Origin of the sequence: Pseudomonas sp. dw_612 (genome assembly GCF_018449725.1) — a bacterium.
GTDB lineage: Bacteria > Pseudomonadota > Gammaproteobacteria > Pseudomonadales > Pseudomonadaceae > Aquipseudomonas.
The window spans coordinates 377,989-401,570 of sequence record NZ_JAAVVC010000002.1; the positions used below are offsets into that span (position 1 = coordinate 377,989).

General features: G+C 58.5%; 27 protein-coding genes. 10 read left to right on the forward strand and 17 right to left on the reverse strand.

Going from position 1 to position 23,582, the window contains the following annotated elements:
- Positions 1 to 853 precede the first annotated feature (853 nt).
- The gene (locus HB680_RS04900; protein ID WP_213937482.1) at positions 854 to 1,180 is read left to right on the forward strand and encodes a DUF3077 domain-containing protein; all 327 of its coding nucleotides are present in this window, start codon (positions 854 to 856) and stop codon (positions 1,178 to 1,180) included.
- Positions 1,181 to 1,369: 189 nt separating this feature from the next.
- Here HB680_RS04900 and HB680_RS04905 read toward each other — a convergent pair whose 3' ends face one another.
- Positions 1,370 to 3,271, reverse strand: coding sequence for a potassium transporter Kup (locus HB680_RS04905; RefSeq protein WP_213937483.1), 1,902 nt, complete (start codon positions 3,269 to 3,271; stop codon positions 1,370 to 1,372).
- Between the two features lie 290 nt (positions 3,272 to 3,561).
- Here HB680_RS04905 and rimO point away from each other — a divergent pair, with 290 nt between their 5' ends.
- The 6 genes from rimO to tsaA all read left to right on the forward strand — a co-directional run bounded on the left by rimO (position 3,562) and on the right by tsaA (position 8,814).
- Positions 3,562 to 4,899: a 30S ribosomal protein S12 methylthiotransferase RimO gene (gene rimO, locus HB680_RS04910; RefSeq protein WP_123512023.1), complete on the forward strand. Its 1,338-nt coding sequence runs from the start codon at positions 3,562 to 3,564 to the stop codon at positions 4,897 to 4,899.
- Positions 4,900 to 5,010: 111 nt separating this feature from the next.
- Complete coding sequence (locus HB680_RS04915; RefSeq protein ID WP_213937484.1) at positions 5,011 to 5,484, forward strand: GNAT family N-acetyltransferase; 474 nt, start codon at positions 5,011 to 5,013, stop codon at positions 5,482 to 5,484.
- A 192-nt stretch (positions 5,485 to 5,676) separates the two neighbouring features.
- A complete protein-coding gene (locus HB680_RS04920) occupies positions 5,677 to 6,387 on the forward strand; it encodes an rRNA pseudouridine synthase (protein ID WP_213937485.1) in 711 nt (236 codons plus the stop codon).
- Between the two features lie 74 nt (positions 6,388 to 6,461).
- Positions 6,462 to 6,932 (forward strand): DUF1456 family protein, encoded by a 471-nt coding sequence (locus tag HB680_RS04925; protein WP_092272289.1) that lies wholly within the window; start codon positions 6,462 to 6,464, stop codon positions 6,930 to 6,932.
- 228 nt (positions 6,933 to 7,160) lie between these two features.
- Complete coding sequence (locus HB680_RS04930; RefSeq protein WP_213937486.1) at positions 7,161 to 7,931, forward strand: SDR family oxidoreductase; 771 nt, start codon at positions 7,161 to 7,163, stop codon at positions 7,929 to 7,931.
- A gap of 184 nt (positions 7,932 to 8,115) precedes the next feature.
- Entirely contained in the window at positions 8,116 to 8,814 is a 699-nt protein-coding gene (gene tsaA / locus HB680_RS04935) for a tRNA (N6-threonylcarbamoyladenosine(37)-N6)-methyltransferase TrmO (protein ID WP_213937487.1), read from the forward strand.
- 185 nt (positions 8,815 to 8,999) lie between these two features.
- Here the strand turns inward: tsaA and fpr are convergent, their stop codons facing one another.
- On the reverse strand, positions 9,000 to 9,779 hold the full coding sequence (gene fpr / locus HB680_RS04940; protein WP_003443014.1) for a ferredoxin-NADP reductase: 780 nt from the start codon (positions 9,777 to 9,779) through the stop codon (positions 9,000 to 9,002).
- Between the two features lie 137 nt (positions 9,780 to 9,916).
- On the opposite strand from fpr, the gene HB680_RS04945 reads away from it, so the two are divergent.
- Positions 9,917 to 10,843: a LysR family transcriptional regulator gene (locus HB680_RS04945; protein WP_163908774.1), complete on the forward strand. Its 927-nt coding sequence runs from the start codon at positions 9,917 to 9,919 to the stop codon at positions 10,841 to 10,843.
- Here the strand turns inward: HB680_RS04945 and HB680_RS04950 are convergent.
- The 3 genes from HB680_RS04950 to HB680_RS04960 form a co-directional block, all read right to left on the reverse strand.
- Entirely contained in the window at positions 10,840 to 11,202 is a 363-nt protein-coding gene (locus tag HB680_RS04950; RefSeq protein WP_007947182.1) for a diacylglycerol kinase, read from the reverse strand. The genes HB680_RS04945 and HB680_RS04950 overlap by 4 nt on opposite strands.
- Before the next feature lie 76 nt (positions 11,203 to 11,278).
- Positions 11,279 to 11,929 carry a response regulator transcription factor ErdR gene (erdR, locus tag HB680_RS04955; protein WP_010462704.1) on the reverse strand — a complete coding sequence of 217 codons (651 nt, stop codon included), beginning with the start codon at positions 11,927 to 11,929 and terminating at the stop codon, positions 11,279 to 11,281.
- A 196-nt stretch (positions 11,930 to 12,125) separates the two neighbouring features.
- A complete protein-coding gene (locus HB680_RS04960; RefSeq protein WP_213937488.1) occupies positions 12,126 to 12,884 on the reverse strand; it encodes a tRNA-uridine aminocarboxypropyltransferase in 759 nt (252 codons plus the stop codon).
- Positions 12,885 to 13,073: 189 nt separating this feature from the next.
- Here HB680_RS04960 and HB680_RS04965 point away from each other — a divergent pair, with 189 nt between their 5' ends.
- Positions 13,074 to 13,499 (forward strand): PA3611 family quorum-sensing-regulated virulence factor, encoded by a 426-nt coding sequence (locus HB680_RS04965; protein WP_123405872.1) that lies wholly within the window; start codon positions 13,074 to 13,076, stop codon positions 13,497 to 13,499.
- On the opposite strand, the gene HB680_RS04970 is transcribed toward HB680_RS04965, so the two are convergent.
- Complete coding sequence (locus HB680_RS04970) at positions 13,500 to 13,694, reverse strand: hypothetical protein (protein WP_054047053.1); 195 nt, start codon at positions 13,692 to 13,694, stop codon at positions 13,500 to 13,502.
- A 349-nt stretch (positions 13,695 to 14,043) separates the two neighbouring features.
- On the opposite strand from HB680_RS04970, the gene HB680_RS04975 reads away from it, so the two are divergent.
- On the forward strand, positions 14,044 to 15,162 hold the full coding sequence (locus tag HB680_RS04975) for a TIGR00730 family Rossman fold protein (RefSeq protein ID WP_213937489.1): 1,119 nt from the start codon (positions 14,044 to 14,046) through the stop codon (positions 15,160 to 15,162).
- 51 nt (positions 15,163 to 15,213) lie between these two features.
- On the opposite strand, the gene recX is transcribed toward HB680_RS04975, so the two are convergent.
- The 11 genes from recX to HB680_RS05030 form a co-directional block, all read right to left on the reverse strand.
- The gene (recX, locus tag HB680_RS04980) at positions 15,214 to 15,681 is read right to left on the reverse strand and encodes a recombination regulator RecX (protein WP_213937490.1); all 468 of its coding nucleotides are present in this window, start codon (positions 15,679 to 15,681) and stop codon (positions 15,214 to 15,216) included.
- A gap of 8 nt (positions 15,682 to 15,689) precedes the next feature.
- Positions 15,690 to 16,742 (reverse strand): recombinase RecA, encoded by a 1,053-nt coding sequence (gene recA, locus HB680_RS04985; protein WP_007907270.1) that lies wholly within the window; start codon positions 16,740 to 16,742, stop codon positions 15,690 to 15,692.
- Between the two features lie 83 nt (positions 16,743 to 16,825).
- Positions 16,826 to 17,326: a nicotinamide-nucleotide amidohydrolase family protein gene (locus HB680_RS04990; protein WP_213937491.1), complete on the reverse strand. Its 501-nt coding sequence runs from the start codon at positions 17,324 to 17,326 to the stop codon at positions 16,826 to 16,828.
- Positions 17,327 to 17,405: 79 nt separating this feature from the next.
- The gene (locus HB680_RS04995) at positions 17,406 to 17,924 is read right to left on the reverse strand and encodes a lysis system i-spanin subunit Rz (RefSeq protein WP_213937492.1); all 519 of its coding nucleotides are present in this window, start codon (positions 17,922 to 17,924) and stop codon (positions 17,406 to 17,408) included.
- Positions 17,906 to 18,469: a glycoside hydrolase family 19 protein gene (locus HB680_RS05000; RefSeq protein WP_213937493.1), complete on the reverse strand. Its 564-nt coding sequence runs from the start codon at positions 18,467 to 18,469 to the stop codon at positions 17,906 to 17,908. Before HB680_RS05000 ends, HB680_RS04995 begins: the two co-directional genes overlap by 19 nt.
- Before the next feature lie 3 nt (positions 18,470 to 18,472).
- Positions 18,473 to 18,859 (reverse strand): phage tail assembly chaperone, encoded by a 387-nt coding sequence (locus HB680_RS05005; protein ID WP_213937494.1) that lies wholly within the window; start codon positions 18,857 to 18,859, stop codon positions 18,473 to 18,475.
- A gap of 12 nt (positions 18,860 to 18,871) precedes the next feature.
- Positions 18,872 to 20,083 (reverse strand): carbohydrate-binding protein CenC, encoded by a 1,212-nt coding sequence (locus HB680_RS05010; RefSeq protein WP_213937495.1) that lies wholly within the window; start codon positions 20,081 to 20,083, stop codon positions 18,872 to 18,874.
- 33 nt (positions 20,084 to 20,116) lie between these two features.
- Positions 20,117 to 20,677, reverse strand: coding sequence for a tail fiber assembly protein (locus HB680_RS05015; protein WP_213937496.1), 561 nt, complete (start codon positions 20,675 to 20,677; stop codon positions 20,117 to 20,119).
- Between the two features lie 7 nt (positions 20,678 to 20,684).
- The gene (locus HB680_RS05020; RefSeq protein WP_213937497.1) at positions 20,685 to 21,779 is read right to left on the reverse strand and encodes a phage tail protein; all 1,095 of its coding nucleotides are present in this window, start codon (positions 21,777 to 21,779) and stop codon (positions 20,685 to 20,687) included.
- A gap of 126 nt (positions 21,780 to 21,905) precedes the next feature.
- Positions 21,906 to 22,421, reverse strand: coding sequence for a phage tail protein (locus HB680_RS05025; RefSeq protein WP_213937498.1), 516 nt, complete (start codon positions 22,419 to 22,421; stop codon positions 21,906 to 21,908).
- On the reverse strand, positions 22,418 to 23,578 hold the full coding sequence (locus HB680_RS05030) for a phage tail protein (RefSeq protein ID WP_213937499.1): 1,161 nt from the start codon (positions 23,576 to 23,578) through the stop codon (positions 22,418 to 22,420). Before HB680_RS05030 ends, HB680_RS05025 begins: the two co-directional genes overlap by 4 nt.
- Positions 23,579 to 23,582 lie beyond the last annotated feature (4 nt).

Consider the following 23,582-nt stretch of genomic DNA (forward strand, 5'->3'; position numbering starts at 1 on the left):
TCCCACAGAGGACCTTCAATATCTTCAGGACGAGGCAAGGTCCAGCCTCTTCAGAGGGGCCAGATGATAGATAGGACTCGAATGCACCATAGCTCACTTAATTTTCCTTCGCGTATCGAGCTCGCATCTCTTCGTGACTGACCATCGCATCGACCGGTTCAAACCTCATAAGCCGCTCATGGACCACAGCGTCCAATCGCAGATCATCATGCTCGTCCAACAATTCCTCGTTCACTTCAACATTACAAATCGTCGCCACTTCCGCCATTAAACTCTCACTTACCATCGTGGTGTTCGCCGTTTTTTATACGCAAAATATTGCGTCGAATTGAACCTGGACCTAGCAGCAAAACATCAGCAAAAAAAAAGCCCAAGGCCGTAGCTGTCCTCAGTCCTAGGACAAAGGACAGTCACTAACCGAGGCCGAATGAAAAATCAATCGACACCTCCACTGATCAAGCGCTCCGACAGCCTATAAACTCTCTCGCCATTCAGTTTCATTCGCTGAACGATGCCGAAATATCAGATGACGCCCACAGACCTTGTAGGCAAACTCCGAATCGTTCTTTTTAGGCACTTTGATGCCTTGTTGCGCTTTTCTTCGACGGGATAACCTCCGGACGTCGCTGACCATTCAGCGATCGGGTGTGGTAACCCGACGAAACCAGCGCAACAGCGCTTTCATCACGAATACAGGCATTTTTATGCCTGCGATTTCGAGTTATGGCAGCTGTGCGTGGGACGCCCCCGGGCGTGCCGGTTTCCTTGGTTCCCGGTTTACCACCCTGCGTACAGCTGCCTCCCTTTCGTGTGGTAACGAAGGTCGCAGCTCCTTGAACCCAGGAGTTAAACCATGACCAAAACTGATTCGTCCGCCCCATCAGATCTGAAAACCATCGGCTTCACCCCCGTCATCTACTGCTCGAACCAGGCGTTATTCAACGTCCGAGCCGGCATCCCCATCGTCGACGCATTGTCACAAGCCTCCGACCTGTTGTACCTCGCCAAATCCTTCGCCGAAGAAGCCGCCTACACCAAAGACACCGACCGCCGTGCCTGGGCAGCGCATTATCTGACGGCAATGGGCAAGGCTGTGATTGATGATGTGGTGAAGGTACTGACGCCGCGACCTGCGCGCACGAAGACTCAGTCTGAAGAAGAGCTGCCTGAAAGCAACTAACACCGCGAAACCCTTGTGGGAGCGGGCTTGCTCGCGAAGGCGTGGTGTCAGTCGATATCATGGTTGCTGGCACACCGCCTTCGCGAGCAAGCCCGCTCCCACAGGGGATCTTCATTGCACCGGCAGAATGTGGCCAGACACAAAAAAGCCCCCGCCACCTTCACGGCAACGGGGGCTTTTTGACAATGCTTACATCTCTACCTGCGTCCCCAACTCAATCACCCTATTCAGCGGCAGATTGAAGAAGCGCAAATTGCCGTTGGCGTTCTGCAACATGAAGGCAAACAGCGCCTCGCGCCAGCGGGCCATGCCTTCGAGTTTGGAGGCGATGACGGTTTCGCGGCTGAGGAAGTAGGTGGTGCGCATCGGGCTGAAGTCCAGGTCGTCGAGATGGCACAGTTTCAGCGCTTGCGGCACGTCCGGTTCGTCAACGAAGCCGAAGTGCAGGATCACCCGGAAGAAGCCTTCGCCGTAGGAATCCACCTCGAAGCGCCGGGAGGCCGGAACGCGCGGAATGTCTTCGTAGACCACGGTCAGCAACACCACTTGTTCATGCAACACCTGGTTGTGCAGCAGGTTGTGCAACAGCGCGTGGGGCACGGCGTCCGGGCGCGCGGTCAGGAACACGGCGGTGCCCTGGACGCGATGCGGGGGTTGCACGCGGATACTGCTGATGAAGATCGGCAGCGGCAGTCCGCCTTCGTCGAGACGCTCGACCAGCAGTTGCTTGCCGCGTTTCCAGGTGGTCATCAGCACGAACAGCACGATACCGGCGATCACCGGGAAGGCCCCGCCCTGGACGATTTTCGGCACGTTGGCGGCGAAGTACAGACCGTCGACCAACAGGAAACCGATCGACAGCGGCACCGCGAGGATCGGCGGCCATTTCCACAGCAGCAACATCACCGCCGACACCAGGATGGTCGTCATCAGCATCGTCCCGGTCACCGCCACGCCGTAGGCCGAGGCCAGAGCGCCGGAGGATTCGAAGCCGATCACCAGCAGGATCACACCGACCATCAGCGACCAGTTCACGGCGCCGATGTAGATTTGGCCCTGTTCAGCACTGGAGGTGTGGCGAATGTGCATGCGCGGAATGTAACCGAGCTGGATCGCCTGGCGGGTCAGGGAGAACGCACCGGAAATCACAGCCTGGGAAGCAATCACCGTGGCCATGGTCGACAGACCGACCAGCGGGATCAACGCCCAGCTCGGCGCCAACAGGTAGAACGGGTTGCGCGCGGCTTCCGGGTCGCCGAGCAGCAACGCGCCTTGGCCGAAGTAGTTGAGCACCAGCGCCGGCAGCACGAGGATGAACCAGGCACGGGCAATCGGTTTGCGGCCGAAGTGGCCCATGTCGGCGTACAGCGCTTCGGCGCCGGTCAGTGCCAGCACCACCGCGCCGAGAATCGCCACGCCCATGCCCGGGTGCACGATGAAGAAGCGCACGCCCCACACCGGGTTCATCGCCTGCAGCACTTCCGGGTGCTGGAGGATGCCATAGACACCCAAGGCACCCAGCACCACAAACCACGTCACCATGATCGGACCGAACAGAATGCCAATGCGCGCGGTGCCGTGGCTCTGAATCAGGAACAGCGCCACCAGCACGACCAACGACAGCGGCACCACCCAATGGTCGATGCCATCGAATGCCAGCCCCAGGCCTTCAATCGCCGAGAGCACGGAAATCGCCGGGGTGATCATGCTGTCGCCATAGAACAGCGCCGCGCCGATCAGCCCACAGACCACCAGCAAGGCACGCAGCTTCGGGTGCCCCGCCGCCGCCCGCCGCGCCAGCGCAGTGAGGGCCATGATCCCGCCTTCGCCCTGGTTGTCGGCGCGCAGCACGAACATCATGTACTTGAATGAAACGACCCAGATCAGCGACCAGAAGATCAATGCCAGAATGCCCAACACGCCGTCATGGTTGACCGGTACGCCATAGGCGCCGGAAAACACTTCCTTGAGGGTGTACAGCGGACTCGTGCCGATGTCGCCGTAAACCACCCCGACCGCCGCAACCAGCATACCGATCGGTTTTGCTGCCGAATGCTCGGCGCCCGCCGTCTGACTACTTGCCTGCCCCATCCAAAACTCCTACTACTCAGACCCGGACTTCTTATAAGAAGCACTATGCTTTGCCGTGCAGCATGCGCTGTTTTACTTAAGGTTACAGACGATTTGTTGACTGTAAAAATTCGGTAAAGCGTGACGGCGCGAAGCATAGCGCAGCACTCGTCGTATTTCCCTGCATAAAGCTGGTCAAGTGAGCCTCTCATCGCTAGAATTGCGCACTTTTTGATCAGAGGCGCAGCCAAGCGCCCGTCTGTCGCCTTGCCCACTTCGGCTGGAGGCGTCACCCAATACCGAGGTTAGACATGTCCACCACTCCCGCCACGGCCAATCCAAAGGTTGGCTTCGTATCCCTGGGTTGCCCCAAAGCACTGGTCGACTCCGAGCGCATCCTTACCCAGCTGCGCATGGAAGGCTATGACGTCGTGTCCACTTACGAGGACGCCGATGTCGTGGTGGTCAACACCTGCGGTTTCATCGACTCGGCCAAGGCTGAATCGCTGGAAGTGATTGGCGAAGCCATCAAGGAAAACGGCAAGGTCATCGTCACCGGCTGCATGGGCGTCGAAGAAGGCAACATTCGCAAGGTGCACCCGAGCGTGCTGGCCGTGACCGGTCCGCAGCAGTACGAGCAAGTGGTCAACGCCGTGCACGACGCCGTGCCACCGCGCCAGGATCACAACCCGTTGATCGACCTGGTGCCGCCGCAAGGCATCAAGTTGACCCCGCGCCACTACGCGTACCTGAAGATTTCCGAAGGCTGCAACCACAGCTGCAGCTTCTGCATCATCCCGTCGATGCGCGGCAAACTGGTCAGCCGCCCGGTGGGTGACGTGCTCGACGAAGCCCAGCGTCTGGTCAAGGCCGGCGTCAAAGAGCTGCTGGTGATTTCGCAAGACACCAGTGCCTACGGCGTCGACGTGAAGTACCGCACCGGTTTCTGGAACGGCGCGCCGGTGAAAACCCGCATGACCGAACTCTGCGAAGCCTTGAGCTCGCTCGGCGTCTGGGTGCGTTTGCACTACGTTTACCCTTACCCGCACGTCGATGAGCTGATCCCGCTGATGGCCGCCGGCAAGATCCTGCCGTACCTGGACATCCCGTTCCAGCACGCCAGCCCCAAAGTCCTGAAAGCCATGAAACGCCCGGCCTTCGAAGACAAGACCCTGGCGCGGATCAAGAACTGGCGCGAAATCTGCCCGGACCTGATCATCCGTTCGACCTTCATCGTCGGCTTCCCCGGCGAAACCGAAGAAGACTTCCAGTACCTGCTGAACTGGCTGACCGAAGCGCAGCTCGATCGCGTCGGTTGCTTCCAGTACTCGCCGGTCGAAGGCGCACCGGCCAACCTGCTGGACGCGGCCATCGTGCCGGATGACGTCAAGCAAGACCGTTGGGACCGCTTCATGGCGCATCAACAGGCCATCAGCTCGGCACGTCTGCAACTGCGCGTCGGCCGTGAAATCGAAGTGTTGGTCGATGAAGTCGACGAGCAAGGCGCGGTCGGCCGCTGCTTCTTCGACGCCCCGGAAATCGACGGCAACGTGTTCATCGACAACGGCAGCAATTTGAAGCCGGGCGACAAAGTCTGGTGCAAAGTGACCGACGCCGACGAATACGACCTGTGGGCTGAACAGATCTAAACGCAAAAAATACAAAAAGCCCCGCTCTCTTGACGAGATGCGGGGCTTTTTTAGGTCTATCGTTTTGTGGAGAACGGATTCGCATCATTCATCCATGAGAGGCAGGCGGGCATGCGCCACCATTCGGTCATCCACACACCGAAACAAAGTGATTACGAAGAACTCACCCGGGTCTGGGAGGCCTCGGTGCGCGCCACCCATGACTTTCTGCCGGACAGCTACATCGACCTGCTGAAGAACCTGGTACTGACCCGCTACCTCGACGCAGTGATGCTGATCTGCACCAAAGACGCGCGCCAGCACATCACCGGGTTCGCCGGCGTTGCGGCGGGCAAAGTCGAAATGCTGTTTATCGACCCGGCCCATCGTGGCCAGGGCTTGGGCAAGCAATTGCTGCGCTATGCCCTGCAACACCTGAACGCCGATGAGCTGGACGTCAACGAACAGAACCCGCAGGCGCTGGGTTTTTACTTCAAGCAGGGGTTCGAGGTGATTGGTCGCTCGGAGGTCGATGGCATGGGCCAGCCGTATCCGTTGCTACATATGCGTTTGCGCCAAGGACAACAATCGGCACGCAATGGCTGAAACAACACAAAACAACTGTGGGAGCGGGCTTGCTCGCGAAAGCGGTGTGTCATTCAACAGATAAATTGACTGATCCACCGCTTTCGCGAGCAAGCCCGCTCCCACATTTAAAAGCACATGAGGCAAATGGACCCGCGATTAACCGGCGCCCAGCAGGTACAATGCCCACCCCCTTTTTGTTACGGCCCTGTCATGACTGACCCGATTCGTCTCTCCAAACGCCTCATCGAACTCGTCGGCTGTTCCCGTCGGGAGGCTGAGCTGTTCATCGAGGGCGGCTGGGTCACCGTGGACGGCGAAGTCATCGACGAGCCGCAATTCAAGGTCGAGAACCAGAAAGTCGAGCTAGACCCGGAAGCCAAGGCTACCGCGCCGGAGCCAGTGACCATTCTGTTCAACGTCGCGGCAGGCATGGACGCGGAAACCGCCATGGCCAGCATCAGCGCCGAAACCCTGAGCGAAGAACACCGCTTCAGCAAACGTCCGCTCAAGGGGCACTTCCTGCGCCTGACCGCCAGCACCGACCTGCAGGCCAACGCCAGCGGTTTGCTGGTGTTCACCCAAGACTGGAAGATCTTGCGCAAGCTCACCGCTGACTCGGCGAAAATCGAGCAAGAGTATGTGGTCGAGGTTGAAGGCGACATGGTGGCTCACGGCCTCAATCGTCTGAATCACGGCCTGACGTACAAGGGCAAGGAGCTGCCGGCGGTCAAGGCCAGCTGGCAGAACGAAAACCGTCTGCGCTTTGCGATGAAGAACCCACAACCGGGCGTGATCGCCCTGTTCTGCCAGGCCGTTGGCCTGAAGGTCGTCGCCATCCGCCGCATTCGCATCGGCGGCGTGTCCATCGGCAAAGTGCCGCTGGGACAATGGCGCTACCTGTCCGGCAAAGAGAAGTTCTAAGACTTTTTACGCCGCCCTACATTTCGGCGCCGCTGTTTATGCGGCGCCCACTGCCGATATCAGGATTGCACACCATGATTCATAACGACGTACTGCGCAGCGTGCGCTACATGCTCGACATCAGCGACAAGAAACTCATCGAGATCATCAAGATCGGCGGCATGGATGTGTCCATGGAAGACCTGCTGACTTACCTCGACAAGAAAGAAGAAGACGAAGAAGGCTTCGTGCGCTGCCCGGACGAAGTCATGGCGCACTTCCTCGATGGCCTGGTGATCTTCAAGCGCGGCAAGGACGAAAGCCGTCCGCCGCAGCCGATCGAAACCCCGGTGACCAACAACATCATTCTGAAGAAACTGCGCGTGGCCTTCGAACTGAAAGAAGACGACATGCACGCGATCCTCAAGGCTTCCGAGTTCCCGGTGTCCAAGCCTGAGCTGAGCGCGCTGTTCCGCAAGTTCGGCCACACCAACTACCGCACCTGCGGCGACCAGTTGCTGCGCAATTTCCTCAAGGGCCTGACCCTGCGCGTTCGCCCGCAGTAATCGCGCTGCGGATTGCTCTGTAGGAGCTGCCGAAGGCTGCGATCTTTTGATCTTGTTTTTTAAGGTCAACGTCAAAAGATCGCAGCCTCGTTTCACTCGTCAGCTCCTACACAGTTCCGACACAGCTCTTACAAGGCCGAATGGCCGCTCATTCCTCGCAAAAATAGTGGCTCCGCTTCCGGCGGCTGACGACTAGGGTGTATTGACCCTCAGTTCTCAGGATTCGCCATGCACCCGTACTTTTCCCTGCAAGGCCGCACCGCTCTGGTGACCGGCGGCACCCGTGGTATCGGCAAAATGATCGCCAAGGCGTATGTCGAGGCCGGCGCGACCGTGTACGTCTGCGCCCGCGACGCCGAGGCCTGCCTGCAAACCGCTGAAGAGTTAAGTGCATTTGGCCGCTGCCACGGTGTGGCGGCGAACCTGGCCAATGAAGAAGGCGTGCTGCAACTGGCGACGCGCCTGGGCGAGCAGATCGAACACCTGGACATTCTGGTCAACAACGCCGGCACCACCTGGGGCGCACCGCTGGAAAGCTACCCGATCAAGGGCTGGGAAAAGGTCATGCAGCTCAACGTGACCTCGGTGTTCAACTGCATCCAGCAATTCTTGCCGCTGTTGCGCAAGGCAGGTTCTGAAGCCAATCCGGCGCGGATCATCAACATCGGTTCAGTGGCCGGGATTTCATCCTTCGGTGAACAGGCTTATGCCTACGGGCCGAGTAAAGCCGCCCTGCATCAACTGTCGCGGATTCTCGCGCGGGAACTGGTGAGCCAGCACATCAACGTCAACGTGATCGCGCCGGGGCGTTTTCCGAGCAAGATGACCCAGCACATTGGTAATGATAAACAGGCGCTCGCCGAGGATACGGCGCTGATTCCGATGAAGCGCTGGGGTCGGGAGGAAGAGATGGCGGCGCTGGCGATCAGTCTGGCGAGCACGGCGGGGGCGTATATGACCGGGAATATTATTCCGTTGGATGGTGGGTTTAGTCTTTAGATCGGCAGCGCGGCCTTCGCGGGCAAGCCACGCTCCCACAGGTTTTATGTCGTACACAAAATCTGTGTTCGCTCGAAAACCCTGTGGGAGCGGGCTTGCTCGCGAAGGGGCCCGACCTGTCACCGCCGATTCCGAGGTTGATCGGGTTATCATGCCCGCCTCTCCCCCGCCTCGACCCCAAACCATGACTTACAGCGTTTCCCCCATCGGCTTCGTGCGCTCCTGCTTCAAGGAGAAATTCGCCATCCCGCGCCAACCGCAACTGGCCCCGGCCGCTCGCGGTGTGCTGGAACTGGTGGCGCCGTTCGATCAGGGCGATGCGGTGCAAGGCCTGGAACAGGTCAGTCACGTCTGGTTGCTGTTCGTGTTTCATCAGGCCCTGGAAGAAAAGCCACGCCTGAAAGTCCGCCCGCCTCGCCTGGGCGGCAATAAATCCATGGGCGTGTTCGCGACCCGCGCGACGCATCGGCCCAATGGCATCGGCCAATCCGTGGTGAAGCTGGACAAAGTCGAGGCGAATCGCCTGTTCATCTCCGGCATCGACCTGCTGGACGGCACACCGATTCTCGACATCAAACCTTACGTGCCTTACGCCGACATCATCGACAACGCTTCCAACAGCATCGCCAGCGCCGCGCCGCAGTTGATTCCCGTGCGGTGGGCGGAGACAGCGCTGCAACAGGCTCACGAGCACGCTCAGCGCCTTGGCGAGCCTTTGGTTGCGCTGATCGATCAATGTTTGGCACAAGACCCACGTCCGGCGTACCAGGTTCCTACGCCTGAGCGGGAATATGGCGCGCAGTTCTGGGATCTGGATGTGCGCTGGCATTACCCGGAGGCCGGGGTTATTCGCGTCCTCGAGGTTATCCCCGCCTCCAACTGATGTAGGAGCTGTCGAGTGAAACGAGGCTGCGATCTTTTGATGTTGTTTTTTAAGAGCAAGATCAAAAGATCGCAGCCTCGTTTCACTCGACAGCTCCTACACAGCTCCTACAGGGATTGTGTCGGACATAAAAAAGCCCCCATTGCCTGCATTGGCAATGGGGGCTTTTCAGTGAGGCGGTGTTCTTACTTCTCGACGAACGCACGCTCAATCAGGTAATCACCTGGCTCGCGCATCCGCGGCGAAACTTTCAGGCCGAAGCTGTTCAGCACTTCGCTGGTTTCGTCGAGCATGCTCGGGCTGCCGCACAGCATGGCGCGGTCGTCCTGCGGGTTGATCGGAGGCAGACCGATGTCGCTGAACAGCTTGCCGCTGCGCATCAGGTCGGTCAGGCGACCTTCGTTCTCGAACGGCTCGCGGGTCACGGTCGGGTAGTAGATCAACTTGTCACGCAGGGCCTCGCCGAAGAACTCGTTCTGCGGCAGGTGCTCGGTGATGAACTCGCGGTAGGCGACTTCGTTGACGTAACGCACGCCGTGGCAGAGGATCACTTTCTCGAAACGCTCGTAGGTTTCCGGATCCTGGATGACGCTCATGAACGGCGCCAGACCGGTGCCGGTGCTGAGCAAGTACAAATGTTTGCCAGGCTTCAAGTCATCCAGCACCAGGGTGCCGGTAGGCTTCTTGCTGATGATGATCTCGTCGCCTTCCTTCAGATGCTGCAACTGGGAAGTCAGCGGACCATCAGGCACCTTGATGCTGAAGAACTCGAGATGCTCTTCCCAGTTCGGGCTGGCAATCGAGTAAGCACGCATAAGCGGGCGGCCATTGGGCTGTTGCAGGCCGATCATCACGAACTGACCGTTCTCGAAGCGCAGGCCCGGGTCGCGGGTGCACTTGAAGCTGAACAGAGTGTCGTTCCAGTGATGAACACTGAGGACACGCTCGTGGTTCATGTTGCTCATGTACGTGGGACTCCTGGAGATTGTCTGCGCCTGCTCTACGAATAATGAACGATGGTGCGCAATTGCATCGCATTCTAATGGCAGCCACAATATCTGTTAACTGGATTATTAAGATAAGGGTTATCGGTTATATAGATATGCGATTTACTCTACGTCAACTTCAAGTCTTCGTCGCCGTCGCTCAGCAGGAAAGCGTATCCCGTGCTGCGGGTCTGCTCAACCTCTCGCAATCGGCGGCCAGCACCTCGATCACCGAGCTGGAGCGCCAGTCCAGCTGTCAGCTGTTCGACCGCGCCGGCAAACGGCTGAGCCTCAACGCCCTCGGCAAACAGCTGTTGCCCCAAGCGGTGGCGCTGCTCGACCAGTCCAAGGAAATCGAAGACCTGCTCAACGGCAAATCCGGTTTCGGCTCGCTGGCGGTCGGCGCGACCCTGACCATCGGCAACTACTTGGCGACGTTGCTGATCGGCAGTTTTATGCAGCGCCACCCGGAAAGCCAAGTGAAGCTGCATGTGCAGAACACTGCCAACATCGTGCAACAAGTCGCCCACTATGAAATTGATCTGGGTCTAATCGAAGGCGACTGCAGTCACCCGGACATCGAAGTGCAGAGCTGGGTCGAGGATGAGCTGGTGGTGTTCTGCGCGCCCCAGCATCCATTGGCCAAACGCGGCATCGCAAGCATGGAAGAGCTGAGCCATGAGGCGTGGATTCTGCGCGAACAAGGCTCTGGCACGCGGCTGACCTTCGACCAGGCCATGCGTCACCATCGCAGCGCGTTAAACATTCGCTTGGAGCTGGAGCACACCGAAGCGATCAAACGCGCGGTGGAGTCAGGCTTGGGGATTGGCTGTATTTCGCGGCTGGCGCTGCGCGATGCGTTCCGCCGTGGCAGTTTGGTGGCGGTGGAGACACCGGATCTTGACCTGGCGCGGCAGTTCTATTTCATCTGGCACAAACAGAAATTTCAGACACCGGCGATGCGCGAATTCCTCGACCTGTGCCGCGCCTTCACCGCCGGGGTTCAGCGCAGCGACGAGATCGTGCTGCCTACCATCGCTTAAAGCAGAATCACCGCCCACACCAGCGCGATCATGGTCAATGCCACGAATTGCGCGGCGCTGCCCATGTCTTTGGCGTTCTTGGACAGCGGATGCAACTCAAGGGAAATGCGGTCGATGGCCGCTTCTACCGCCGAATTGAGCAACTCGACGATCAAGGCCAACAGGCAGACCGCGATCAACAGCGCTTGCTCGACGCGGCTGACGTTCAGGAAGAACGAAATCGGAATCAAGATAACGTTGAGCAACACCAGTTGCCGAAAAGCCGCTTCGCCGGTAAAGGCTGCGCGCAGGCCATCCAGCGAGTAACCGGAGGCGTTGAGGATGCGTTTTAGGCCGGTCTGGCCTTTAAAAGGTGACATAGAGTAGGCAACTGAACCAAAAAGGAGTGGGAAAGCTAGAGTAAAGAAAGTCAAAAAAGCGTGAATCTGCCGCGCTTTAGTGGCTCGAAATTGACTCAAGTTGTTGCAAGAGTAGCGCTGCCTGAGTCCGGGTGCGCACATTCAGTTTGCGGAAGATCGCCGTCACGTGGGCCTTGATGGTCGCTTCGGACACACTCAGTTCGTAGGCAATCTGCTTGTTCAGCAACCCCTCGCACACCATCGTCAGCACCCGGAACTGCTGGGGCGTCAAGCTTGCAAGGCCCTCACTGGCAGCCTTGGCTTCGGCGGAAACGCTGACCGCTTCGAACGCCTGGGGCGGCCAGAAGACATCGCCATCAAGCACCGCACGCACGGCTTTTTGAATAACGCTCAAGTCGCTCGACTTGGGGATGAAACCACTGGCGCCGAATTCACGGGACTTGACCATGATCGAGGCTTCTTCCTGGGCCGAGACCATCACCACCGGAATCTGCGGGTACTGACCGCGCAACAGCACCAGCCCGGAAAAACCGTAGGCCCCCGGCATGTTCAGGTCCAACAGCACCAGATCCCAATCGGACTTTTCGTCCAGGCGGGTTTCCAGCTCGGCAATGCTTGCCACTTCCACCAGACGGACATCCGGGCCCAGGCCGAGGGTCAACGCCTGATGCAGGGCACTGCGAAAAAGAGGATGGTCATCGGCAATCAGGATTTCGTATGTGGCCATTTTTCTAATGATCCTGTTTTTCAAACAACTCAAGGCGCAGCCACGGAGCGGCGCCAACAGGGCACGTTCAACGCCAATTACATGCAAAACGACGTTTCAAACTTTGGCCGCGCCCTAATCGGCGCCAAGCATGCCCAGCGAAGTCGGGGTGGTCAAGGTGCGTGCTCGCTACAGTTCTTTGCAGTATGGGCGACAATCAGCCGATGACCGGAGCCGTGTTCTGCACAAAAGGCATCAGCTCGGCGTGGGCCGGCGTTTCAACGTTCATGTCCAACTGGTGCTTGGCGTCCAGGTAATGCTGGCTGAACACATCGAAGTAGGCGTCCAGTGCCGATGCCGCGTCTGTATCACCCGCCAGATCCAGGCACAACGCGGCCACTTCGGCGGTGCACAGGTGCTCGCTGCGGGTCGAGCGGCGCAAGCGATAACGGGAGAGTTTTTCCGGAAGCAGGCTGAGGATCGGCAACCGGTCAAAATAAGGACTTTTGCGGAAAATCTTCCGGGCCTCGGTCCAGGTGGCGTCCAGCAGAATAAATAGCGGGCGCTTGGCGCTGTCCATGTCGACCGTGTTGGTCACACGCTCAGGCTCAACATACTCTCCCGGAAACACCAGATAGGGCTGCCATTGCGGATCGGCCAGCAGATCCAGCAGTTGCTGATCGACTTCGGTGCGCGACCAGATAAACGCATGGTTATCGCGGACCACGTCGGCGATCAGCCAGCCCGTATTGCTCGGTTTGAACACTTCCTTGTTGGTCATGATCAAGCATACGCCGGAACGCGTCTCGACCTGCGGGCGCCAGGCGCACAGGCAGTGGCTCTCGATCACCCGGCAGGCACGGCAACGCGGTGCGCGCCAGCCACGGGCCTGGATCGGCTTGATGCCTTCCTCCTCGCGCTCGTCGCGCAAGCGGGCCACGGCGTTGACCGCAAAGTGAGCAGAAAGGGTGTTCATCGCAGGCAACGCCGACAGGTAAGGAAAATCGACACAAAAACACTCGGTAAGGCAGAAAGTGCCGGCAGTTTATCAGAGCGGCCGGCGCAAGCCTGTACCGTCCGGGCCCTCTCCCCTATAATCCGCCGCCACTGAACGCACAGTCATGTGGCTGGTCGAAACCACCAGTCACTGAACCAGGAGAGTTTCATGCTGCGCCTTATCGTTCCCACCGCTGCCGTTCTATTGGCGTCGTCCTTCAGCGCTCAGGCTGCTTCCTTGAGTGAGCAGAACCTCAACAGAGAGCTGCGAAACGTCGCTGTACAAAGCAGCGTCGGCACACCGCGGGCGATCAACGAGGACATTCTTGATCAGGGCTACACCGTCGAAGGCAATACGCTGATCAACCACTTGAGCGTGCAAAGCAGCCACGCCGACAAGATGCGTGCCGATCCGAAAGCCGTGTATTTCCAGCTGGGCGCTTCTGTCTGCAACAACCCATCGTTCCGCAAACTGATGGCCAAGGGCGCCGTCATGCGTTACGACTTCACCGAAGTGAAGACCAACCGCTCGGTCGGCTCCGCCAGCTATCAGGAATCGGACTGCCCGAAAGCGACGCCGGCCAAGAAGAAGTAATCATCGGGAATTGGCGCGCCGCTGTTCATCCTCGGCGCGCAGTTCTGCCAGCAACGCCTGCAAATAACGCGAACGGCGCTCGCCACCGCCCAGACGTCGGCAGCACTCCTCTTCAAGACTCAAATGATTGGTCTCGGCTGACGACTTCAATAATCGATACAGCTGCGCATCGATCTCCAGAATCAATCTGGCCATGGTTTCCCGCCTCCCTGCTCACTCAATTCCCTGAACGGCTATCACTTTGCGTACTGCCTTTGACGCAAAGTTGTCGTGTCACGCCTGTAACTTAGTAAATCAGAGCCACAGCCACCGGGCTTGCGTTCAGACGAGCGGCGAAAGCACCTTGCAAATCGTCAATAAGCGGTTGCCAGGAAAGACTTTGCGGCGCAATGATCAAGTCAGCGCAATTGATCCCGAGAGACTAGATTTAGCGTGTTCACATTGTCTTTCCGGCCGAAAAGGAGCGGCCCGATGTACGTTTGTTGTTGCGAAGGTTTTTTTCATGCGATGGAAAAAACACAGCCTGCATGCAAGGAGAAGTTGAATGCCTTACCAACCGAATGACCTCCTCAGCCGTCATTTTGAAGAAAGCGGCCACGACCTCACCAGCAAGGTCGAAGAGCAACTCAACCTGGTTTCACCCAACAGCCCCAACATCCCGATTTACCGCGACATGATTCTGACCGTGCTGCGCATGGCCCAGGAAGATCACAACCGCTGGAACGCCAAGATCACCCTACAGGCCCTGCGTGAACTGGAGCACGCATTCCGTGTGCTGGAACAGTTCAAGGGTCGACGCAAAGTCACCGTTTTCGGCTCGGCCCGTACGCCGATCGAACATCCGCTGTATGCCATGGCCCGGGAACTCGGCGCCGCATTGGCGCGCTCGGACCTGATGGTCATCACCGGTGCCGGTGGCGGCATCATGGCCGCCGCCCACGAAGGGGCCGGCCTGGAACACAGCCTGGGGTTCAATATCACCCTGCCCTTCGAGCAGCATGCCAACCCTACCGTCCAGGGCACGACCAATCTGCTGTCGTTCCACTTCTTCTTTACCCGCAAGCTGTTCTTCGTCAAGGAAGCCGACGCGCTGGTCCTGTGCCCGGGCGGTTTCGGTACCCTGGACGAGGCGCTGGAAGTGCTGACCCTGATCCAGACCGGCAAAAGCCCACTGGTGCCGGTGGTGTTGCTGGATACGCCGGGCGGCACGTTCTGGCAAGGCGCGCTGGACTTTATCCACCATCAACTGGAGGAAAACCGCTACATTCTGCCTACCGACATGAAACTGGTGAGCCTGGTCTACAGTGCTGAAGAGGCGGTGGAGCAGATCAACCAGTTCTACAGCAACTTCCACTCCAGCCGCTGGCTCAAGCATCAGTTCGTGATTCGCATGAATCACCCGCTCAGTGACGGTGCGCTCGAACACATGCAGACGGCGTTCGCCGATCTGTGCCTGAGCGACCATTTCCACCAGCACGTTTATAACGGCGAGGAGCACGACGAGCCGCAGTTCAGCCATCTGGCGCGACTGGCCTTCACCTTCAACGCCCGTGATCATGGACGTCTGCGGGAATTGGTGGACTTTATCAACCTGCCGGAAAACTGGGCACAGCCCAAACCCCAGGCACAACAGCGCACCCGGGAACCGTCCAAGGTGACGTAAACAACAGGCAAAAAAAAACGGCCCGCTATCAAAATAGCGGGCCGTTTTCATTTAATCGTCCATCCCTCGACCGCTGAACAAGCGGTTGATCATCTCCATGGAAAACCCCCGATAAGCCAGGAAACGCCCTTGTTTGGCACGTTCGCGCATGTCTATCGGTAGATGCCCGGCAAACTTGCGCCGCCAGGTGTCTTCCAGTTGTTCCTGCCAGTTGATACCGCTTTCGCGCAAGGCGAGTTCGATATCGGTACGTTGCAGGCCACGCTGGCCCAGCTCTTCGCGAATGCGCAAAGGGCCATAGCCGGAACGGGCACGGTAGGAAACAAAGCTTTCGAGGTAGCGGGATTCAGAGAGCAGCCCCTCTTCCGTCAACCGGTCGAGTGCTGTGTCGATCATTTCAGGGAGGGCGCCGCGCTGACGCAGTTTACGCGTCAGCTCGACTCGACCGTGCTCGCGTCGCGCGAGCAGGTCCATTGCGGTTCGCCGCACTGCGACGAGTGTATCGAGTACGGCGGTCATCGGATCAATCAGATATCAGCGTCTGCCAGGTCATCAGCCGTCTCTTTGACTGGCGATGCTTTGACGTCCGGTGCTGGGGTCAGCAGTTTGTCACGCAGCTGCTTCTCGAGCTTCGCGGCGATTTCCGGATTGTCTGCCAGGAACTTGGCCGAGTTGGCCTTGCCCTGACCGATCTTGGTGCCTTCATAGGCGTACCAGGCACCGGACTTCTCGACGAAACCGTGCAGAACGCCCAGGTCGATCATCTCACCGTTGAGGTAGATGCCTTTGCCGTAAAGAATCTGGAACTCGGCCTGACGGAACGGCGAAGCAACCTTGTTCTTCACAACCTTGACGCGGGTTTCGCTACCGACAACCTCGTCACCTTCTTTCACCGCGCCAGTACGGCGGATATCCAGACGAACCGAAGCGTAGAACTTCAGCGCGTTACCACCGGTGGTGGTTTCCGGGCTGCCGAACATCACGCCGATTTTCATACGGATCTGGTTGATGAAGATAACCAGGCAGTTGGCGTTCTTGATGTTACCGGTGATTTTACGCAGCGCCTGGGACATCAGACGGGCTTGCAGGCCCACGTGCATGTCACCCATTTCGCCTTCGATCTCGGCCTTTGGCACCAGGGCGGCGACGGAGTCGACGATGATCACGTCAACCGCGTTGGAACGCACCAGCATGTCGGTGATTTCCAGGGCCTGCTCGCCGGTGTCCGGCTGGGAAACCAGCAGGTCGTCGACGTTGACGCCCAGTTTGCCGGCGTACTCAGGGTCGAGGGCGTGTTCGGCATCGACGAATGCGCAGGTCGCGCCGGCTTTTTGAGCCTGGGCGATCACGGACAATGTCAGGGTGGTTTTACCGGAGGATTCAGGACCGTAGATTTCAACGATACGGCCTTTTGGCAGGCCGCCAATGCCGAGCGCGATGTCCAGACCCAGAGAGCCAGTAGAGATAGCCGGGATCGCCTGACGGTCCTGATCGCCCATACGCATTACGGCACCCTTGCCGAATTGACGTTCGATCTGACCCAGGGCCGCAGCCAAGGCTTTCTTCTTGTTGTCGTCCATTAAAGTCCTCACGTAATCAATAAGGCCTGACGGCCAACACCTGTATAAGTAGCCAGTATTATTCCACAGCGATTCAGGATCGCCTACCCCTGATTTGAGATTTCTCCAGCGGCATGGCGCAGCAGCCCCTCTAGCGCGGCCTTCACCGTTTGTCGGCGGACCTCATCGCGGTTGCCGGGGAAGTGCTGGACCTCGCTGAATAGCTGCTCGCCGACGCCCCAGGCCAGCCAGACAGTGCCCACCGGCTTGCTCGGAGAACCGCCATCGGGCCCCGCCACACCGCTGACCGCCACGGCAAACTGCGCGTGGCTTTTGTCCTGCGCGCCACGAACCATGGCCTCGACCACCTCGCGACTGACCGCCCCCACCGTCTCGAACAACCCCTCGAGAACATTCAGTTGCAAGGTTTTCTGGCGGTTGGAGTACGTCACGTAGCCGGCCTCGAACCACGCCGAACTCCCGGGAATACGGGTGATCGCCTCGGCAATCCCGCCACCGGTACAAGACTCGGCGGTGGTGACATGGGCATTGAGAACCTGCATGCGTCTGCCAAGTTCAGCGGCCAACTGGGTGATTTCTTTCACGGTCCTCTCCTGATCGAGCTGAATGGAACCACCGTACACGAGCCAATCGCGCTGGCAAGACGCAGCGTTGATCAAAATGTTAGCGGGTCAAAGCACTGATGTAAGCCTGACAGGCCTGCAAGGCAATCAGTCCGCTGTCTCCGGCGTCGGTGATGGCGATAATTCGTTGAGCATGCGCCGGGTCAAGTCGGGCTCGCGGGGCGCCATGATCCACGCCGCCGGTGCCGGAGGCGGCTGGCATTGCACAGGTGGCGGCAACGTCATGGGCGTCGAGGAGGACTGACAGGCGCACATCAGCAGTGGCAAGACGATCGCGCAGGCGACCTTGATCACGTTGGGCATCGCTAAGCGCTCGATAATGGGTTTGTTCACTGGCCGACAGCCGCTGTTCCAGGGCCAGGCGTTTGTCCTGCTCGGCTTGTTGCGCGCTGGCAGTCGTCAGGGTCAGTTGATTAAGCGTTTCGGCGTGTAACCGGGCCTGTTCCGCCAATTGCCGGCCATAACGCCAATCCTGAACGTGCCAGGCCAGCACCGCCGAAAAACCCGCTAATACAACAATGCCCATCACCCGCCAGGGCATCAGACTGAAGGCTGGCATAGCACCGCCCTCGCCCGCGCCCAGAGTTGCAGGCGATCCTCAAGTCCGTTCAGCCCACCGTTGATCCGCCGGGTGATGCTGTTGAACTGGTCCCGGTCGGCCAGTTCATTCAAGCCGTTCTGCTCCCAGAACCACGCGGCGGATTCGGCGGCCCATTGCGGTTGTTCCAGCAATTCCGGTAGCGACAGCAGACGCTCATCGCCAAACAGGCCGAGGCTGCACTGGCGATAGTTGTCGTGCCCGGTAATCTGGATCAGGCCCCGGCCGCGGTATTTCTGGCCGTCACCGTCGGCCTCCGGCGTGTTGCCCAGACGCAAGGCCAAGGTGCCGGTGTCGTATTTGCTCAGGTATTGGTTGTTGCCCAGTTCGCGCACGTACTGCAACTGCCCGGATTCATGGCCGACTTGCGCGAGGAACGCGGCAATACGTTTCGGGGTGTTGATGGTGCGGTGAGTCATGGCTGTGTTGAGGACGGAAATGAAAACGCCCGCTTGGGAGCGGGCGTCAGGGAAAATTTGTTGCAACTGCGCTGAAGTGAGAGACATGGTTCATGTTCCATTGGCCGTTGTTTCTAACCAGACCGGCGCCAGAGGTTTACTGAAATCTTTTGGAAAGTTGGCCACCGAGGGCCAGTCACGCAGGTCCTGCCGATAATCCAGAAGTTCATGGTATTGGTCGGTGGTCAACGTCATCGGCGTGCCTGCAGCCTGTTCATCGCGGTCACGATCGACCAGCCACTGGCTGGCGGCCAATTCCTGATTCCGCCAGGCTCGGGCAACGGTTGCGGATGAACCTTGCGCAATGGCAGGCAGCGGCACGCCACCACTCGCCAGCCATTGCTGGTATTCATCCCAGAAACGGTGATTGAGAGGAACCGTTGCCCCGTCAGGCAGGCGGATGACCGTGTCAGGGTCTTCAGTCAGTTGATAGTTCATGTAATTGCCTCCTTAAAGTTCGGCGTCGGCGGTGGCCTGGATGTAATAAGACTGGGTAATGACACCGATATCGGAGTTATCGACCCAGACGCCGCGAGTCGAAGCGCCAAGCGTTCGAGCATTACCCGACGAGACTTCATCGCTCCCCGAACGCCACTGTCCTGGGGTTCCCTTGGGGGTCGTGGTAAACAGACTGAAACTTGGAATAGCCCTTTTCTCTACCTTGAAAGTCCACTGCGCCATGGGCTGAGAAGCAAACCCCGTTTGGCCCTGTCTCACAGTGGAAATCAATGCACCGTAGGGGCCGATCAAACTTCCGGGCGATATATCCTGACTGTAGGTTTTTTCGAAATAACGCTGACACAGCATTAATTCATCGCCGGGGCTACGCAGTTCGAACGGCGTCGACACCCGTCCCTCTTCCAACTGGATTTGCGCCAGGTCTATGACTTGTAAAACATTCAAAGGCAGGTCGAAGGAAAGTCGCAGAAAGTCATTGCCACTGCTGCCCAATGTCTTGCCCGCCAAGGACGGCACTTGAATCGTCGCGCTGTAGCGGGTCCACGAAGTCTTGAGTTGAAAGCTTCCAACTGGCGTCACCGTATCCACACTGCCGCCCGTTCCGAAATACTGCGAAACCGTCACATCGATCTGACGCGCAGTATCAGCCTTGGCCCAGAACGTCAGCGTTGCGGTTTTCCCTGCCAAGGTCCTGACGGACTCGATAGCCTGGGCAATTTTATGCACGCTGGCGCCCGCGCCTGCGGTGATTTGTTGCCAACGCATAAAGTAACGAGGTTCATTCGGGACCTCGGCTTGACCCAGTGCAAAATTCTGCCTGGAAATATTCACCCCGGCGTTTCCATTCCAGTCGCAACGAAAACGGTCAGCGATATAGGCCCCGGAGTACGGGCCCACGTTGGCTATCCCGCGCTGCCAGATATCGAAGTTGCCATTAATCACCAGGTTTTTACGATAAACCTGCACCGGAAAACTTTGTAGAGGATCAAGTTTCGCCAACGCTCTAATGGCCTGACTCAACTGATCATTTTGATTTTCGGAAGGCATCAATCCGGCGGCGGTGATGGCGTTGACGATTTCCAGGGTGACGGCATTGCCCCAAGTGGCCGGAATCAGGGAACCGGGGGTTCCGGCGATCGGGTTTTCATCGACAAATTGGCCGTTGACCAGCCCCGCGCTGGTTACGCTTCTTGGATAGTCCATCTTATCTACTCTGGTTATGGGGGAAACTTACAATCACGGGTTCGAACCTGGAACCTGCGGCCAATCAATCTCTGCCGGAAAGTTGGCTTGTCGTTCAAGACGATTCAACTCAACGCTGTAGAGTTTCCACTCCATCAATGCCAGTTGCTCATCATGAGTGGCGTCGCCAATATCTTCGGCATATTGAAGCGGGGCGATGCGCAGGACCGCGTCACGCAAAAGCGCGTCCCGTTTAGTCAGCACTTGATTCCTGATACCCACCAATCGGGCCTGGTCGTCCAACTGCCAGGCGTTGTCACGCCAGATATAAAACTCTCCCGGCCATGGCGTCGCGGTAAAGGCGTCGGGCAACTCACCAAGTTCATTCCATATCTGCTGTGCGCCCCCCTCTTTGCGATACACCAAACCACGTCGGTCCATCACTTCGCGCGGAACGTTGTTGATCAGCGCCCAAGTTCGGCCTTGTTCCAGTGGAGGCAATTCAAAAGACAGTTCCACGGCATTACTGGGCAGTTGAATACCGATGCCCGGCGTCACGAAAAACTCTACGGGCCCGGACAAGGCGCCCGCGCTATCAATCAGATAATTAAACATGGACACCTCAGATAAGTTTGATGCGGCCGGGATAGGCGATGTTGCGTGGGCGGGATTTATAGACGTAAAGCAACGTACTGGCAGGGTCCATCTGGTAGCTGGTCCCGGCCGGGTAGATAGGGCCGCCATTGGTGAGCGAGCTGACATATTGGGATTCCTCACCGTTGGCGGCACCAATGGTGGTCAGGCTGTCAGTCCACCGCGATCCAACCGCGCCACCGCCGTTCGCTCCCATGGCATAGGCGTGAGCGGTTCCGGGCTGGAAGGCGCCCATTACGCGACCGGCATCCACGCCACGGCCTTCGTCCAAAACCCTCAAAAACTCTCCACGATTTTCAGGGCCACGGAACGTCAACGCGCCATCGCCACTGGTCCACTTACCTTCGTTGCCCACCCGTGCGGCCTCGGTGCCGAGCATTCCCGATTGCTGAGCGTGGTCCCACAACCATGGCCATTGCGCACGATTCATCACCGTGCCATTGAGCGCGCCATAGCCACCTGGGCTGAGCAGCGTGGTCGTCTCGAAAAACGGTCGGCCCAACGGCGTGTTGTCAAACCGCCCCACCGGCCACCAACTGCCGGCACCATCGCTACGCAACTGCCACCAGTCGCCGCCGCCCATCAGCACCAGAAACGTGTAACCGGTCGCAGATAGATGGGTGTGAAATCGGATTCGATCGGTGCCGGCAGCCTGAATAACCAGACGGTTGCCGCTGTTGTCCACGCGTCGAACAATGACGTCGCGAACGCCCATGGCAACGTTGGCCGGCGGAAGCGTGATGGTGGCAGCACCGGGGCTGGCGTCAATCAACACCAAACCGAGCTCTTCTGGCGCCAGCATCTTCGATGCGGCGAGCCGGGTGACCACTGAACGCATCGGATTGCTCGCGCCGATAATGGCCTGGATCGCCTTGAGCAGTTGGCCGTTGTCTCCCTCCAATGGCGCCATTCCAGCGCCAGCCACCACACTTAAAATCTCTTGCGTAACCGAATTGCCCCACACCGCCGGAATCAACGATCCAGGCGTACCGGCCACCGGGTTCTCATCGACAAACCGCCCATTCACCAGTCCGATACTGGGGACGCTTTTTGGATAATCCATCGTTCTGCTCCCTGTAAAAAACGCCTGCATTGCCATTGGCACAATGGCTCCGCAGGTCATGTTCGAATAAAAACAAAAACGCCCACGGATACGTGGGCGTTGAGTGCGGCGGATACTTCGAACGAACTAGCCAGCGAGGTCGCTCGCCACGGCACGTATTGCGGCAATCGCGTCAGCGCTGACTTGATTGGCGAGATCGGTTTTGCCCTTGGCGATATGCACTTTGATTTGTTCTTTCGCCTTCAAACGAAGGGTTCGAAGTGTCAGCAGGCTTTCGTTGAATTGAGCGGCTCTAGCGATAATCTGGTCCGCCGCTTGTCGCGCCGTACGACCTTTGATGACCCAGGCCGACACCGACAGCGGCACCGCTTTTTTCGGGTAGCCTTCGTCCATGAAGGCCTGGGCGTCGGCGGCAGCTTGTGCATATTCCAAAGCCTTGAGCGGATCACCGGCCAATGCATTGCGTGCGCGGTCCGCTGCGGCATCGATATTGGCGTAAAGGCGCTCTGCTTCCTGCTGTTCCCGCAACGCAACTTTCTCGGCGTCCGGCGCCCATTTTTTGCCGTCCCATGAATGGGCGGCAGAGGGTTGCGCAGGACGCAAGCCATCCTCAAAGTGATGCAACTCTTGAATGACTTTCATCGAATCAGCTCCCATGACAACTGGACGTTCACCGCGTCCGAGAAATTGACGGCAATGCCAACGCTGTAGTCGGTGAGCGCCTGATGACTCTTGATCCCCATGCTCAGTAGCAACTCATCACTGTCGGCGGTGCTCGCACCCAGGGTGTGCTCCGCCTGATAGCACTGCCATAGCGAGCGCAATTGCGAATGGTCGAAGCTGGCGGTCAAGGTTGATACCGTCACGTCACTCAACACGTTGCTGGTAAACAGCACACAGGTTGACCCGGTGGCAGGGGCCCACCCGCCAGGGTTATTGCCACTGGTGGGGGATACGGGACTCAAATAGCAATAATTGCCCCCCAGCCACCCGGCCAGCGGAAACGCTACCGAGGTCACGGCGGTCGATGACGGCGTCGGATTACCGGCAACCAGACGTGCAGCGCGGGCATGAGGATCGAGCGGCAAATAGATCACGCCCGTGCCATTGACCGTCTGAGTCCAGGTCAATCGCGCTCTGTTATAGATCGTCCGGACCGTAGGCAAGGAGCCCGGCGCACCCGTTGCAACCCAAGCCAGGCACATATCCAGCGGTGTGGACGAGAAACCACCACCAGACGCTCCGTTAACGGTTCCCTTCAATGATTCAGGGGTCGTATCGAAAATACTGCCTCGCTGCATGTAAAACGTCAGCGCACCACCCACCACCTGCGCCCTCAGGAAATAGCTTGAACTGGGCAACAAATCAGCACTGCTCCACGCCGTCGTCACGTAGGTGCGCGAACGCCCCAGCTGTCCAGCCACCACTTCCTGGCCGAGGCTGATGTAGACGCCTGCAAGGATCGATACTTTACCGCCGCTCGCCGCAGCCGCTGCCGGGGTCACAGGCAAACGTGCATCGGTGGTCGCGACCGTTGGCAATGGCAGGGCCGCCAACGGCAACGCCGAGTCCAGGTTCCAACCCTTGGCCGAAACGCTCTGAATGGCTTGCAGCAACTGATCAAACTTCGTCTCGTCCGGGGTCAGCTCACCCGCCTTGATGACGTTCACAATCTCCTGCGTCACCCCATTGCCCCAACTCGCCGGAATCAACGACCCCGGCGTCCCGGTCAGCGGGTTCTCATCGACAAACTTGCCATTCACCAATCCGGCGCTAGGCACTTTCGTTGGAAAATCCATCCCT

Coding starts and splice junctions, on each gene's coding strand:
- HB680_RS04900 (WP_213937482.1), top strand. CDS start 854: ATGACCAAAACTGATTCGTCCGCCCCATCAGATCTGAAAACCATCGGC.
- HB680_RS04905 (WP_213937483.1), bottom strand. CDS start 3,271: ATGGGGCAGGCAAGTAGTCAGACGGCGGGCGCCGAGCATTCGGCAGCA.
- rimO (WP_123512023.1), top strand. CDS start 3,562: ATGTCCACCACTCCCGCCACGGCCAATCCAAAGGTTGGCTTCGTATCC.
- HB680_RS04915 (WP_213937484.1), top strand. CDS start 5,011: ATGCGCCACCATTCGGTCATCCACACACCGAAACAAAGTGATTACGAA.
- HB680_RS04920 (WP_213937485.1), top strand. CDS start 5,677: ATGACTGACCCGATTCGTCTCTCCAAACGCCTCATCGAACTCGTCGGC.
- HB680_RS04925 (WP_092272289.1), top strand. CDS start 6,462: ATGATTCATAACGACGTACTGCGCAGCGTGCGCTACATGCTCGACATC.
- HB680_RS04930 (WP_213937486.1), top strand. CDS start 7,161: ATGCACCCGTACTTTTCCCTGCAAGGCCGCACCGCTCTGGTGACCGGC.
- tsaA (WP_213937487.1), top strand. CDS start 8,116: ATGACTTACAGCGTTTCCCCCATCGGCTTCGTGCGCTCCTGCTTCAAG.
- fpr (WP_003443014.1), bottom strand. CDS start 9,779: ATGAGCAACATGAACCACGAGCGTGTCCTCAGTGTTCATCACTGGAAC.
- HB680_RS04945 (WP_163908774.1), top strand. CDS start 9,917: ATGCGATTTACTCTACGTCAACTTCAAGTCTTCGTCGCCGTCGCTCAG.
- HB680_RS04950 (WP_007947182.1), bottom strand. CDS start 11,202: ATGTCACCTTTTAAAGGCCAGACCGGCCTAAAACGCATCCTCAACGCC.
- erdR (WP_010462704.1), bottom strand. CDS start 11,929: ATGGCCACATACGAAATCCTGATTGCCGATGACCATCCTCTTTTTCGC.
- HB680_RS04960 (WP_213937488.1), bottom strand. CDS start 12,884: ATGAACACCCTTTCTGCTCACTTTGCGGTCAACGCCGTGGCCCGCTTG.
- HB680_RS04965 (WP_123405872.1), top strand. CDS start 13,074: ATGCTGCGCCTTATCGTTCCCACCGCTGCCGTTCTATTGGCGTCGTCC.
- HB680_RS04970 (WP_054047053.1), bottom strand. CDS start 13,694: ATGGCCAGATTGATTCTGGAGATCGATGCGCAGCTGTATCGATTATTG.
- HB680_RS04975 (WP_213937489.1), top strand. CDS start 14,044: ATGCCTTACCAACCGAATGACCTCCTCAGCCGTCATTTTGAAGAAAGC.
- recX (WP_213937490.1), bottom strand. CDS start 15,681: ATGACCGCCGTACTCGATACACTCGTCGCAGTGCGGCGAACCGCAATG.
- recA (WP_007907270.1), bottom strand. CDS start 16,742: ATGGACGACAACAAGAAGAAAGCCTTGGCTGCGGCCCTGGGTCAGATC.
- HB680_RS04995 (WP_213937492.1), bottom strand. CDS start 17,924: ATGCCAGCCTTCAGTCTGATGCCCTGGCGGGTGATGGGCATTGTTGTA.
- HB680_RS05000 (WP_213937493.1), bottom strand. CDS start 18,469: ATGTCTCTCACTTCAGCGCAGTTGCAACAAATTTTCCCTGACGCCCGC.
- HB680_RS05005 (WP_213937494.1), bottom strand. CDS start 18,859: ATGAACTATCAACTGACTGAAGACCCTGACACGGTCATCCGCCTGCCT.
- HB680_RS05010 (WP_213937495.1), bottom strand. CDS start 20,083: ATGGACTATCCAAGAAGCGTAACCAGCGCGGGGCTGGTCAACGGCCAA.
- HB680_RS05015 (WP_213937496.1), bottom strand. CDS start 20,677: ATGTTTAATTATCTGATTGATAGCGCGGGCGCCTTGTCCGGGCCCGTA.
- HB680_RS05020 (WP_213937497.1), bottom strand. CDS start 21,779: ATGGATTATCCAAAAAGCGTCCCCAGTATCGGACTGGTGAATGGGCGG.
- HB680_RS05025 (WP_213937498.1), bottom strand. CDS start 22,421: ATGAAAGTCATTCAAGAGTTGCATCACTTTGAGGATGGCTTGCGTCCT.
- HB680_RS05030 (WP_213937499.1), bottom strand. CDS start 23,578: ATGGATTTTCCAACGAAAGTGCCTAGCGCCGGATTGGTGAATGGCAAG.